11 protein-coding genes and 2 tRNA genes are annotated in these 12,212 nt (G+C 65.9%); 6 read left to right on the top strand and 7 right to left on the bottom strand.

Going from position 1 to position 12,212, the window contains the following annotated elements:
* The first annotated feature begins 35 nt into the window (after positions 1–35).
* Positions 36–866, top strand: a complete 831-nt coding sequence (locus ASG11_RS15110; protein WP_055781916.1) for an HpcH/HpaI aldolase/citrate lyase family protein — start codon at positions 36–38, stop codon at positions 864–866.
* Here ASG11_RS15110 and ASG11_RS15105 read toward each other — a convergent pair.
* On the bottom strand, positions 863–2,200 hold the full coding sequence (locus ASG11_RS15105; RefSeq protein WP_082472868.1) for an Nramp family divalent metal transporter: 1,338 nt from the start codon (positions 2,198–2,200) through the stop codon (positions 863–865). The genes ASG11_RS15110 and ASG11_RS15105 overlap by 4 nt on opposite strands.
* Before the next feature lie 138 nt (positions 2,201–2,338).
* Here ASG11_RS15105 and ASG11_RS15100 point away from each other — a divergent pair, with 138 nt between their 5' ends.
* Positions 2,339–2,767 (top strand): DUF2147 domain-containing protein, encoded by a 429-nt coding sequence (locus ASG11_RS15100; protein WP_055781913.1) that lies wholly within the window; start codon positions 2,339–2,341, stop codon positions 2,765–2,767.
* Between the two features lie 129 nt (positions 2,768–2,896).
* Here the strand turns inward: ASG11_RS15100 and ASG11_RS15095 are convergent, their stop codons facing one another.
* On the bottom strand, positions 2,897–3,520 hold the full coding sequence (locus tag ASG11_RS15095; protein ID WP_055781910.1) for a DNA-3-methyladenine glycosylase family protein: 624 nt from the start codon (positions 3,518–3,520) through the stop codon (positions 2,897–2,899).
* Between the two features lie 69 nt (positions 3,521–3,589).
* Between ASG11_RS15095 and ASG11_RS15090 the strand changes: the two genes are divergently transcribed.
* Positions 3,590–3,907: a 2Fe-2S iron-sulfur cluster-binding protein gene (locus ASG11_RS15090; RefSeq protein WP_055781907.1), complete on the top strand. Its 318-nt coding sequence runs from the start codon at positions 3,590–3,592 to the stop codon at positions 3,905–3,907.
* 303 nt (positions 3,908–4,210) lie between these two features.
* Here the strand turns inward: ASG11_RS15090 and rlmB are convergent, their stop codons facing one another.
* Together rlmB and ASG11_RS15080 are read right to left on the bottom strand one after the other, a co-directional pair.
* Positions 4,211–4,960, bottom strand: a complete 750-nt coding sequence (gene rlmB, locus ASG11_RS15085; RefSeq protein WP_055781904.1) for a 23S rRNA (guanosine(2251)-2'-O)-methyltransferase RlmB — start codon at positions 4,958–4,960, stop codon at positions 4,211–4,213.
* A gap of 151 nt (positions 4,961–5,111) precedes the next feature.
* A complete protein-coding gene (locus ASG11_RS15080; protein WP_055781899.1) occupies positions 5,112–6,722 on the bottom strand; it encodes a M20/M25/M40 family metallo-hydrolase in 1,611 nt (536 codons plus the stop codon).
* A 149-nt stretch (positions 6,723–6,871) separates the two neighbouring features.
* Between ASG11_RS15080 and ASG11_RS15075 the strand changes: the two genes are divergently transcribed.
* From ASG11_RS15075 to ASG11_RS15065, 3 genes are all read left to right on the top strand, one after another.
* Positions 6,872–6,958: transfer RNA gene (locus ASG11_RS15075), tRNA-Tyr, on the top strand.
* Between the two features lie 92 nt (positions 6,959–7,050).
* Positions 7,051–7,124: transfer RNA gene (locus ASG11_RS15070), tRNA-Gly, on the top strand.
* Between the two features lie 551 nt (positions 7,125–7,675).
* Positions 7,676–8,965: a methyltransferase family protein gene (locus tag ASG11_RS15065; protein WP_055781896.1), complete on the top strand. Its 1,290-nt coding sequence runs from the start codon at positions 7,676–7,678 to the stop codon at positions 8,963–8,965.
* A gap of 42 nt (positions 8,966–9,007) precedes the next feature.
* Here the strand turns inward: ASG11_RS15065 and ASG11_RS15060 are convergent, their stop codons facing one another.
* The 3 genes from ASG11_RS15060 to ASG11_RS18465 form a co-directional block, all read right to left on the bottom strand.
* The gene (locus ASG11_RS15060; RefSeq protein WP_055781893.1) at positions 9,008–10,381 is read right to left on the bottom strand and encodes a glutamate--cysteine ligase; all 1,374 of its coding nucleotides are present in this window, start codon (positions 10,379–10,381) and stop codon (positions 9,008–9,010) included.
* 43 nt (positions 10,382–10,424) lie between these two features.
* Entirely contained in the window at positions 10,425–11,165 is a 741-nt protein-coding gene (locus ASG11_RS15055; protein ID WP_055781890.1) for a 16S rRNA (uracil(1498)-N(3))-methyltransferase, read from the bottom strand.
* A 151-nt stretch (positions 11,166–11,316) separates the two neighbouring features.
* Positions 11,317–12,186: a hypothetical protein gene (locus ASG11_RS18465; RefSeq protein WP_082472867.1), complete on the bottom strand. Its 870-nt coding sequence runs from the start codon at positions 12,184–12,186 to the stop codon at positions 11,317–11,319.
* Positions 12,187–12,212: the final 26 nt, after the last annotated feature.

Below are 12,212 nucleotides of genomic sequence, written 5' to 3'. Positions count from 1 at the left end.
TAAGAGGGGCATCCGTTCGAACCCGGAGTCCGACCATGACCATTCGACCCCGCCGCAGCGCCCTGTTCATGCCCGCCTCGAACGCCCGCGCGATCGAAAAGGCGAAGGGCCTCGACTGCGATGTTGTCATCCTCGATCTCGAAGACGCCGTCGCGCCTGACCTGAAGGCCAGCGCGCGTGCCGCCGCCGTCGCGGCGGTGGGGCAGGGCGGTTTCGGCGCACGCGAACTGGTCGTGCGCGTCAACGGGCTTGACACCGAATGGGGCGCGGACGATTGCGCCGCGCTCGGCCGCGCCGCGCCGGATGCGATCCTGCTGCCCAAGGTCTCCACGCCAGCCGATCTCGCCATCGCCCGTGCCGAGGCCGGCGGCACCGTCCCGCTCTGGGCGATGATCGAGACATGCGCGGCGGTCACCGGAATCGGCGCGTTGACCGAAGCGGCGGCGCATCACGGGCTTACCGGCGTGATCGCTGGCACCAACGATCTTGCCAAGGAGATGCGCTGCCGCCCCGATGCCGCGCGCACGCCGCTGCTCCCGGCGCTGGCGGCGATCGTCATGGCCGGGCGGGCGACCGGGCTGACCGTGCTCGACGGGGTATGCAACGTGCTGGAGGACGGCGAGCTTTTGCGCGCCGAATGCGCGCAGGGCGCTATGTTCGGCTTCGACGGCAAATCCTTGATCCACCCCGCCCAGATCGCCGCCGCCAACCGCGCGTTCGCGGCCAGCGAGGCGCAGGTGGCGTGGGCGCAGGCGGTGGTCGCGGCGTTCGCATTGCCCGAGAATGCCGACAAGGGTGCGATCCGGGTGAATGGCGAGATGGTCGAACGGCTGCATCTCGAGCAGGCGCAACGGATCCTCGCTTAGCCGAAGAAGAAGCCCACCAGCAGCTTCACGTTCAGCACGATCACCACCGCCGCGATTCCCCACGCCGCGATCTTCACCCACCAGGCATTGGCGAACACGCCCATCTGCGCCTTGTCCCCGGTGAAGCGCACGAGCGGCACGATCGCGAAGGGCAGTTGCAGGCTCAGCACCACCTGGCTCAGCACGAGCAATTCGGTCGCGCCCTCCGCGCCCTTCATGCCGACCACGATCACCGCGGGCACGATCGCCAGCAGCCGGGTCACCATCCGCCGCAGCCACAGCGACATGCGCAGGTTGAGGAAGCCCTCCATCACGATCTGCCCGGCCAACGTGCCGGTGACGGTGGAGTTCTGCCCCGAGGCGAGCAACGCGACCGCGAACACCACGCTGGCCATGCCGGCGCCCAGCGTCGGCGAGAGCAGTTTATACGCCTGGTCGATATCGGCCACGTCGGTCCGGCCGTTCACGTGGAAGGCCGCCGCCGCGAGGATCAGGATCGAGGCATTGATGAACAGAGCGAGGAACAGCGCGACGGTGCTGTCGATCGTCGCGTGGCGCACCGCGTCGCGCTTGCCCGCTTCGTCCTGGTCGTAGGCGCGCGTCTGCACGATCGAGGAGTGCAGGTAGAGGTTGTGCGGCATCACCGTTGCGCCGAGGATGCCGATCGCGATGTACAGCATCGCCGGATTGGTGATCACCTGCGCCTGCGGGATCAGGCCGGCGGCGATGCCGGACAGGCTCGGCTGCGCGATCGCCAGTTCGAACGCGAAGCAGCCCGCGATCACGATCAGCAACGCGACGATGAACGCCTCCAGCTTGCGGAACCCGAAGCGTTGCAGCGCGAGGATCAGCATCACGTCGAACGCGGTGAGGCACACGCCCGCCACCAGCGGCAGCCCGAACAGCAATTGCAGCGCGATGGCCGTGCCCAGCACCTCGGCCAGATCGCAGGCGATGATCGCCAGTTCGCACAGCAGCCACAGCGAGATATTGACCACCGGCCCGTATTGCGCGCGGCACGCCTGCGCGAGATCGTGGCCCGTGACGATGCCAAGCTTCGCCGACAGCGATTGCAGCACCATCGCCATGATGTTCGAGATCAGGATGACCGAGAGCAAGGTGTAGCCGAACGCCGATCCGCCGGCGAGGTCGGTCGCCCAATTGCCCGGGTCCATATAGCCGACCGCGACCATATATCCCGGCCCGGCGAACGCGCCGATCTTGCCCCAGAACCGCCCCTTGCCGGTCGGCACGCGCACCGTGCGATAGCTTTCGGCCAGCGACGGGCGGCGGTCCTGCCCCGGATCGGCAAGCATGGAGACAGGCGGCGACATGCCGCATTCCCTCTCGCAAGCGCGCCGCCTCGTCAATCGCCATGCGGCGGGGCGGGCGCCCGGCGTCGTTTTTTGGCCATCATGCGCTGCCAGGGAGGCGCTCCTGCGCCACGATCATGGCGGTTCGAGAGGTTTTTCATGCGATTGACGGCCTGTGCGATAGCACTGTCGCTGGTTTCGGCGGCGATGGCACATGCAGCGGTCCAGGCGGCCCAGCCGGTTGCCGGTCGCTGGATGACGCAGAACAAGAAGGCGGTCGTGCAGATCGAACCGTGCGGCCGCGGCAGGATGTGCGGCCGCATCGTCAAGCTGCTGCCCGCCGCCGATTACGGCAAGACGGTGGACGAGCGGAACAACGATCCCAAGCAGCGCGGCCGCCCGCTGGTCGGCCTGCCGCTGTTGCTCGATTTCACCGATGGCGGGGATCGCTGGCACGGCAATCTCTACGATCCGCAATCGGGCGACACCTATACGGCGACGCTGGATCGATATGCGGACGGATCGCTCAAGGTCCGCGGCTGCTTCTTCATCATCTGCAAGACGCAGCGCTGGCCCAAGGCTGAGTAGGGTGCCCCCAACCGTCCGTGCTGAGCCTGTCGAAGCACTGTCCTTCTTTTCTGCCGTCGAAAGAAAGTCAGCCCTTCGACAAGCTCAGGGCAGACGCGTGGGTGGTTGGGTTCGCTAGCCCGCGGTGCCTCAGATCACCTTCATGTCGCTGCCATAATGGTGCCACGTGAAGATCGCCGCCGCGCCGCGATGCGGGCGCCAGGCTTCCGCCAGTTCGCGGGTGAGCTTCTCCGATGGCCGAGCCTCGTGGCCGAGGATGCGCCCGATCTCGATCTGCACCGCCAGATCGCCGGCCGGCCAGATGTCGGGCCGCCCTTCCGCGAACAGCAGATAGACCTCCGCCGACCAGCGCCCGATGCCCTTCACCGCGACCAGCGCCTTGATCGCCTCCTCGTCATCCTCGGGCAGGGCCGAAAGATCCAGCCGCCCGCTCGTCACTTCCTCGGCCAGGCTGCGCGCATAGCCCGCTTTCTGGCGTGACAGGCCCGCCGCGCGGAGCTGCTCGTCGCTCGCGCGGACGATGGTCTCGGGATCGGTCAGGTCGCCGGCGATGCCTTCCAATTTGGTCCATACCGATTGCGCGGAAGCGACGCTCACCTGCTGTCCGATGATCGTGCGCAGCAACGTGGCATGGCCGCGCGGGTTGATGCGCGGCTGCGGATAGCCGGCCCGCGCGACGGCGGCGGCAAAGGCCGGTTCGCCCTCGCACAATGCGTCGATCGCGGTGCGGAGCTGGTCTGCGCTCAGGCCCATGCGGGATATCCTTGATCGAAACCGCGTCGCACGGCATGGCGGACGCGCGAATACAGCCTGGAGAATGAGATGCCGAAGCTTATCGTCGTGACGCGCGAGGGGGAAGAACGCGAGATCGATGGCGAGGCCGGGCTGTCGGTGATGGAAGTGATCCGGGATGCCGGGATCGACGAGATCCTGGCTTTGTGTGGTGGCTGCTGCTCCTGCGCCACGTGCCACGTGCATGTCGACCCGGAATTTGCCTCCAAACTGCCCAAGATGAGCGAAGACGAAAACGACCTGCTCGATTCGTCGAGCGAGCGTGACGAGAATTCGCGGCTGTCGTGCCAGGTTGAACTGACCGATGCGCTGGATGGTCTGAAGGTCAGGATTGCGGCCGAGGATTGATCTAGGGCGTATCTTTCCCCGTTCGCCCTGAGCTTGTCGAAGGGCCGTACTTCTTTCCGCTGTAGCGATCAGAAATACGGTGCTTCGACAGGCGCAGCACGAACGGGCTCGGCATTATAGCGTCACCACTTCAGAGCCTGATGACATGGGGGCGAACCACATCTTCCGTCATTCCCGCGAAGGCGGGAATCCATACGGGCTGAACCGAGTGGGTCTCATGAAGCGCAGTGATTACGGGTTCCCGCCTTCGCGGGAATGACAATCCAGGACAGCCGCCGCCGTTCAAGCCGAAGTCATCAGATCCTAAACCCGCGTCGTCACCGCATATAGCGCGATCGCCGCGGCGTTCGACACGTTCAGACTCTCCACCTTGTGCGAGATCGGCAGTTTGGCGAGTTCGTCGCAATGCTGTGCGGTGTTGTGGCGCATGCCTTCGCCTTCGGCCCCCAGCACCAGGGCGATGCGCGCCTGCTGGCCGATCGCCTTGTCCAGGGTTTGCGTCGCCTCGCCGGCCAGGCCGACGCGCCAATATCCGGCTTCGGCGATCTCATCCAGGGCGCGGGCGAGATTGACCACGCGGACCCAAGGCACGACCTCCAGCGCGCCCGAGGCCGAGCGCGCGATCGTGCCCGATTCGGGCGGGGCGTGGCGATCCGGCGTGATGATGCCGAGCGCGTCGAAGGCCGCGGCCGAGCGCAGGATCGCGCCGACATTGTGCGGGTCCGTCACCTGATCCAGCACCAGCAACGGCCGATTGTCGTCCGCGCCCTGCTGCAACAGGTCGCCGAGCCAGATATCTTCCAGCGGATCGACTTCCGCCACCAGCCCCTGATGCGGCGCGTCGCCCGGCACCATGCGGCCGAGATCGGCGACGTCGGCGAACACGATCGGCACGACCGGCGGAATATCCAGCGCGGCCATCGCCTCGCGCGTCGCCCAGATCTTGCGCACCACGCGCTCCGGGTTCGCCAGAGCGGCGATCACCGCATGGCGACCCCAGAAGCGCGGGCGACCGCCGGCGGCCTGGGATGGGCGATGTCCTTTGCGGGCCATTAAAGCGCGCCTCCGTCAATATCAGTCATTTGGAAAATCTGACCCAATTCCGTTCGTGCTGAGCTTGTCGAAGCACCGTTCTTCTTTCCGACGCTAGACAAGAAGAACGGCCCTTCGACAAGCTCAGGGCGAACGGGGTGGGCGTAATACCTCAATCCTCGTCGTCGCTATACGCGAACGGATCGGTCACCACCGGCTTTGTCGGCAGCGGCGGGCGGGGCAGCGCCTTCTCGGCATTGGCGGCGTTGGCGAGGAACGAGGCCAGGACGATCGACCCCTGGCGCAGGTCGTCGCCCTTCAGATGGTCGAACGTATCGATGCTCGAATGGTGCACGCGCGTGTCGTAATCCAGCGGATCCTGGATGAACTGGAATCCGGACAGGCCGATCGCCTGCATATAGACGTGATCGGTGCCGCCGGTCTTCTGGATCACCACGTCCTTCGCGCCCATCGGGCCGAAGGGGGCGAGCCATTCGCGGAAGATCGGCACGACGGCGGGATTGTTCTCGACATAGATGCCGCGCACCTTGCCCGACCCGTTGTCGAGGTTGAAATACGCCGCCAGGTCGCCGTAACCCGGCTTGGGATTCACCGGCCAGCGGTTCGCCCAGTTCGAATACCATTTGCCGCCCGGCTGCGGCGGATCGTTCGGCAGTCCGCGCGTCGCCAGATGTGCGTTGATGTATGCGAGGCTGCCGAGCAGCCCCTGTTCCTCGCCGACCCACAAGGCGAACCGGATCGTACGCTTCGGGCGGATGCCGGTGGCGGACAGGATGCGCGCCGCCTCCATGATCATCGCGGTGCCCGCGCCGTTGTCCGCCGCGCCGTCGCCGGCGACCCACGAATCGAGATGCGCGCCGGCCATCACATAGCCTGCTTTGGGATCGGTGCCGGGGATTTCGGCGATGATGTTGTAGGCCTTGCTGTCGCTGTCGTCGAACCGCACGTCGCTGCTGATCTCGATCACCGGCGCCGGGCCGACCTTGGCGAGCCGCGCCAGCCTGCGGTAATCCTCCGCCGCGATCTGCACGCCCGGCACCGTGGCGGTATCGCCGACGCCGAACAGCGAGCCCTCGCCGCTCACCAGTCGGCCGTCGCGATACGCCATCGTCGCATAGGCGACCGCGCCCTCGCTCTTCAGGAACGCGTCGAGCTTCTTGGCATAATCCACGCGCTTCAGGCGGCGGTCGATCGCGACCGGGTCGTAGGTCGGTTGCTTGTATTGGTCGAGCTTCGAGATGTCCTCCGCGGTGAGGCGCTGGAACGGTGCCTCCTTCGGCTCGCTGCCGCTGTTGGGCAGCGTGATCATCACGATCCTGCCCTTCAATTGCCCGCGATATTTGTCGAAATCGCGCTCGCGGCGGATCGGCGCGACGATCACCGGTGCGCTGATCGTGCCGTTGGTGGAGGGTGACCAGGCGATCGGGATCGCGACGAGTTGGATCGGGCGCGGCGCGACCATCTTCACGCTGGACGACACGATCGACCAGCCACGACCGAATTCGAACCCTTCCTTATGGACGTTCTTCAGCCCCCATTTCGCGAACTGTTCCTGTGTCCAGCCCTCCGCCACGCGCATCGATGGCGAATTGGTCAGGCGCGGGCCGATCACGTCGGCCAGATGCTGCGCCGTCACCATCACTTCGCTGTGCGACGTGCCCTCATCGATGATGCGGGTCGCCTGACTGCGATCCACGCTCTGCGCGAAGGCGGGCGAGGCGAGGGCGACGATCGCGACGGCGGCGAGAAGATTCGAGCGCATGGAAATCACCTGTTCGAACGAAAGCAAGAATGTTGCGCACGCTATTCGGGGGCGGCGCGCGAGGCAAGCTTTCACACTTGGCGTCGAACGGACGTTGACAGGGGCCTCCCGGCTTGGCAGGGGACCGCCTCGCTTTTCGGGCGACACCTGGACAGGTGGCCGAGTGGTTAAAGGCAGCAGACTGTAAATCTGCCGGAGTTTCTCCTACGTAGGTTCGAACCCTACCCTGTCCACCATATCCCGCCGGAGCATTCGGCAGATGTCCGTGCCGACACGGACAGCGCGATGTTGACCGCAAGGCCGCGTTCGTGGCACTCGGATTCACAGCGCGGGTATAGCACAATGGTAGTGCAGCAGCCTTCCAAGCTGAATACACGGGTTCGATTCCCGTTACCCGCTCCATCCTCCGTTCAGAATAACCGTCATCCTGAACTCGTTTCAGGATCCATGCGCGGCCAACGGCCAAAAAGACGGTATTCGTGAGGCAGGCGACCGCGCCTGGATCCTGAAACGAGTTCAGGATGACGGGATTGATAGGCCGATCAGGCAATCGCTCAGGTAACGGTGACGAAACGTGGGGGAGAGCGCCCAGGGCAAGCTCGATCCCCCACACTGCAATCGCGCCGGTGCCGGTCTCACCGGCTGGCTCCACTCCACGAACATTGTTTTATTGTTCGGCGTGACGACAGAGCCCGAGGCCTAACCGAAATCGCAGGCAAAAAAAAGGGGCCAGCCCTTTAAAAGGCCAGCCCATGAAAGTTTTAGGAGAGGATGCCTGAAAGGCACCCCCTTTGTGCAGCGCAGCATGATTTGGTGCAAGTGCGTAATGGTCCTTCGCGATTGCGTTTTCTGCACTCGTAAATTGGCGGCTAACCCTTCCCGCGGTCCTGTAGCGGCGAGGCACCGATCATCCTTCACGGCTTGCTTACCATTGTCGCGCTAGAGCGGCGGGCATGTTTCACGATACCGCCCTTGCGCGTGCCGCCCGCTCCGTCGATCCGCGTCCCGTCTCCGCGGTCAGCACCGGTTGCGGGGTGGCCGGTCTGGCGGGACTGCTGATCTGGGTCGCGATCGCGCGCTATTTCCAGATGGACGGGCCTTATGCGGCCTTGCTCAACGTTGCGGCGTGCGGCGTACCGATGATGCTGTGGTCGGTGTTGATCGACAAGGTCCACCGCAATCCTTCGACCGGCTTCGACTGGGATCACGCCAGACCGTGGCGCGAGACGATCGATATCAGTCTCACCAAGCTCGCCGGCCTGTGGGCGACCTGGGCGGCGATCGCGCTCATCTACGCCACCGGCCGCTTCTATTGGGAGGGGAACTTCCAATTCTCGATGTGGTGCTTCGAAACCGTCGCGCCCGTGCTGTTCGTCGGATCGATCCCCTATATCCTGTGGCTGGACCGCCGCGCGATCGCGCCCAAGGACGGATGCTGGGCGTTCGGCGCGTGGCTGATGGGCCTCGACGAACCGACCGACAGGCACGCGATCCACAATCATCTGCGCAGTTGGGGGGTGAAGGCATTCTTCACCGCGTTCATGCTGGCGATCGTGCCGCCCGGCTTCGGCGAATTCATCCGCGGCGACACCAGCCGGGTGCTGAGCGATCCGGTCGCGCTCGCCAATTGGCTGATCACCTTCATGTTCATGATCGACGTCGCCTTCGCGACCGCCGGGTATATCCTCGCGCTCAAACCGCTCGATTCGCACATCCGCACCGCCACGCCGTATGCGGCGGGCTGGATGGCGGCGTTGATCTGCTACCCGCCGTTCATCCTGATGGGGCCGGGCGGGCCGTTCGATTATCATCCCGGCACGTCGGAATGGTCGTACTGGTTTGCCGGGCATCCGGTGATCCTGTCGATCTTCGGCGTGGTGCTGGTGGGGCTGACCGCGATCTATGCCTGGGCGACGATGGCGTTCGGCTTCCGCTTCTCGAACCTCACCAATCGCGGCATCCTGACGCACGGGCCGTACGCTTTCTCGAAGCATCCCGCCTATCTCTCGAAGAATCTGTTCTGGCTCACCTCGACTATCCCCTTCCTGACCACCGGCTCCCTCACCGACGCCGCGCGCGCGACGATTCTTATGGGGCTGGTCGCCGGCATCTATTACTGGCGCGCGCGGACCGAGGAGATGCATCTCGGGCTGGACCCGGCGTACCGCGAATATAGCGCGTGGATGGCGCGCAACGGGCTCGTGCCGCGGTTTTTCGGGTGGGTTATGGGGCGGAACGCCTGAAACGGACTTAGCCACTCCCCTGAAGGGGGGGGCTTAAGGCGATCAAAACGTCAGTTCGTCATAAACCTTTGAGACGTCACCGCCCCATACGCCGTGATACTTGTCCAGCAGTACCTGCGCCGGCACCTTGCCGCTCCGCACCACCTCGCGCAGCGGATCGAGGAAGCCGGTCTCGTTGCTGCCGCCGGCGTCCAGCCGCGCCCGCGCCGTTAGCCCGGCATTAGCGATGTCCAGCACCTCGCCCGCAATGTCGCGCAGCTTGCCGCCGCCGGCGATCGGCGCGTCGAGCCCCAGCTTCGGCACGGCATCGCGCAACGCTTGGCGCTCCTCGATCGTCCAGTCCTTCACGACATCCCACGCTGCATCCAGCGCCGCTCCATCGTACAGCAGCCCGACCCAGAAGGCCGGAAGCGCGCAGATCCTGCTCCAGGGACCCCCGTCGGCGCCGCGCATTTCGAGGAAGGTCTTCAGCCGCACCTCGGGAAAGGCGGTCGACAGATGATCCGTCCAGTCGTCCAGCGTCGGCTTCTCGCCCGGCAGGACGGAGAGGTCGCCGTTCAGGAAGTCGCGGAAGCTCAGCCCCGCCGCGTCGATATATTTGCCATCGCGGTAGACGAAGTACATCGGCAAATCGAGGGCGTAATCGGCATAGCGCTCGTACCCGAAGCCCTGCTCGAACACGAACGGCAGCATGCCGGTGCGTGCCGGATCGGTGTCAGACCAGATATGGCTGCGATAGCTGAGCATGCCGTTCGGCCGCCCTTCGGTGAAAGGCGAATTGGCGAAGAAGGCGGTCGCCAGCGGCTGCAACGCCAGGCCGACGCGGAACTTCTTCGCCATGTCCGCTTCGGTTTCGTAATCGAGGTTCACCTGGATCGTGCAGGTGCGCAGCATCATGTCGAGACCCATCGTGCCGACGCGCGGCATGTGGCGCAGCATGATGCCGTACCGCCCCTTGGGCATGCGCGGCAGCTCCGCACGCGTCTTGTCCGGCCACATGCCGAGGCCAAGGAACCCAATCCCGAACTTCTCGCCGATCGCCTTAATCTGCTCCAGATGCCGGCCGGTTTCGGCGCAGGTCTGGTGCAGGTTTTCGAGCGGCGCGCCCGACAGTTCGAACTGCCCCGCCGGCTCCAAGCTGACCGATCCGTCGGCACCCGACAAGGCGATGACGTTCCCGCCCTCGATCACCGGCGTCCAGCCATAGGCTTCCAGCGCGGTCAGCAGGTCGCGGATGCCGCCCGGCTCGTCATAGCTCGGCGCGTGGTGATCGGAGAGCGCGTAGACGAACTTTTCGTGCTCGGTCCCGATGCGCCACTCCGCCGCCGGCTTTTCGCCCCGGGCGAAGCTGGCGATCAACTGATCGCGCGACTCGATGGTCGGCGAAATCTTCTTGGGCGGAGTGCTGGTCGTCATCGCCGCCGTGTAGCGGCGGGCAGGGTGGGGCGCTAGTGGCCGCTCACCAATCGCCGTGCGCCGCCATCCACACGCTTACCGCCGCCGCCGCCGCCGTATCCGCGCGCAGGATGCGTGGCCCCAGAGATATTCCGACCGCGCCCGGTACCGCCCTGATCGCCGCCCGCTCCTCGTCGTCGAAGCCGCCTTCCGGCCCGATCAGGATCGCCGCCGCATCGCCGCCCGCCCGCATCGCGGCAAACGCCGGTACGCCGCCCGCTTCGTCGGCGAAGAACAGCGTCCGTCCCTCGGGCCAGTCGCGCAGCAACGCCGCCAATTTCACCGTCTCGGCCAGTTCGGGGATTGCGGTGCGCCCGCATTGCTCGGCCGCCTCGATCATGTGCGCGCGCAGCCGCTCGGTCTTTGGCTTGTCGACCACCGCACGGCGCGTGATCACCGGCACGATCCGCGCGACCCCCAGTTCGCACGCTTTTTCGACCATCCAGTCGATCCGCCCCTTCTTGAGCGGCGCGGCGCATAGCCACAGATCGGGTACCGCCTCACGCTCGCGCAGCCGCTCGGTCACGTCGAGCATCACGTCGCGCCGCCCGACCGTATTGGCGACGCCGAGCCATTCGCCGGTCGCATCGTCGAACAGTTTGACCGGATCGCCCGTCTTCATTCGCATCACCGAGACGAGGTAATGTGCCTGCGGGCCGTCGATGCGCAGCGGGCCGGGCGCGAGTTCGTCCTCGACGAACAGACGCGGCGTGGATTGCGGCGGCCAGGCGGGGGTAGCGGGCATAGGGGTCGCTCTAGGGTCTTTTGGCTGGAGATTAAACCTGCGCCACACCCGTCCGTGCTGAGCCTGTCGAAGCACAGCCCTTCCTTCTCCACCGTCGAAAAGAAAGGCAGTCCTTCGACAAGCTCAGGACAGACAGGAAAGGGGGGTGGGCTCAATCCTCCCCGGGAACCTCCTGCCGCGCGCGATCCGGCTTGCCCCGTCTGCCGCCGGGACCACCCCGGGTGTCGATCCGTGGCAATTCCCGTTTCTCGATCTTTCCATCGCCATCCGTATCGAGCAGAGCGAAGCGGGCATCGGCCGCCAGTCGGAACTCGACCGGATCGATCCCGCGATTCATATTGCGATCCGCCGAGGTGACGGGCTCGGGGAAATCGAGATAGCCGAAGCGCGCCGCGCCCTGCTTGCCCTCGACGTTGCGCACCGCCCCGCCATTGCCGGGAGCGTCATCCCCGCCGCCGCCGCCGCCGCCGCGGCGACCACCGCCCATACCGCCACCGCCGCCCATGCCTCCGCCGCCCATGCCGCCGCCGCCCATGCCGCCGCCGCCCATGCCACCACCGCGACCCATGCCGCCGCCCGAACCACCGCCACCTTCGCCGCGTGATGGTCGCCCGCCGCCGCGCTTGCCGCCGCCGCCGAAGCCGCGCACGCGGATTTCCGGGGCCAGTTCTGTCTCGTAATATTCGATATCGTCGGGATCGATCTCGCCGTCATGCTTCCGGTCGAGCACCTGGAAGAAGCGCGCCGCATCCGCCTCCATCTCCTCGCGCGTGATCACCCCGTCATGATTGGCATCGGCACGCGCGAACCACTGGTCCTGCGGCGCATCCTGGCCCTGCCCGCGATGAAACGGCTCGCCCATCGGACTGATGAACACCCGTCCGCGAAACCCGCCGCCTGGCCCGCCCGGGCCGAAGCCCGGCGGAGGGCCGTCCGGCCGCCCCTCCGGCGGCGCAGACTGCGCGCCTGCGATCCCGGCACATCCCGCCATCAGAAGTGTCGCAACAAGAATTCCGCGCATCGCCGCTCCCTCGAGATATTGCGCGC

Source organism: Sphingomonas sp. Leaf357, assembly GCF_001423845.1.
Lineage (GTDB): Bacteria > Pseudomonadota > Alphaproteobacteria > Sphingomonadales > Sphingomonadaceae > Sphingomonas.
This window is presented reverse-complemented; position numbering and strand designations above follow the sequence as displayed.

Bases quoted from the DNA above. Each gene is read 5' to 3' on its own strand.
- rlmB (WP_055781904.1), bottom strand. From the start codon at position 4,960: ATGGCCCGCAAAGGACATCGCCCATCCCAGGCCGCCGGCGGTCGCCCG.
- ASG11_RS15090 (WP_055781907.1), top strand. From the start codon at position 3,590: ATGCCGAAGCTTATCGTCGTGACGCGCGAGGGGGAAGAACGCGAGATC.
- ASG11_RS15100 (WP_055781913.1), top strand. From the start codon at position 2,339: ATGCGATTGACGGCCTGTGCGATAGCACTGTCGCTGGTTTCGGCGGCG.
- ASG11_RS15095 (WP_055781910.1), bottom strand. From the start codon at position 3,520: ATGGGCCTGAGCGCAGACCAGCTCCGCACCGCGATCGACGCATTGTGC.
- ASG11_RS15110 (WP_055781916.1), top strand. From the start codon at position 36: ATGACCATTCGACCCCGCCGCAGCGCCCTGTTCATGCCCGCCTCGAAC.
- ASG11_RS15055 (WP_055781890.1), bottom strand. From the start codon at position 11,165: ATGCCCGCTACCCCCGCCTGGCCGCCGCAATCCACGCCGCGTCTGTTC.
- ASG11_RS15105 (WP_082472868.1), bottom strand. From the start codon at position 2,200: ATGTCGCCGCCTGTCTCCATGCTTGCCGATCCGGGGCAGGACCGCCGC.
- ASG11_RS15065 (WP_055781896.1), top strand. From the start codon at position 7,676: ATGTTTCACGATACCGCCCTTGCGCGTGCCGCCCGCTCCGTCGATCCG.
- ASG11_RS15060 (WP_055781893.1), bottom strand. From the start codon at position 10,381: ATGACGACCAGCACTCCGCCCAAGAAGATTTCGCCGACCATCGAGTCG.
- ASG11_RS18465 (WP_082472867.1), bottom strand. From the start codon at position 12,186: ATGCGCGGAATTCTTGTTGCGACACTTCTGATGGCGGGATGTGCCGGG.
- ASG11_RS15080 (WP_055781899.1), bottom strand. From the start codon at position 6,722: ATGCGCTCGAATCTTCTCGCCGCCGTCGCGATCGTCGCCCTCGCCTCG.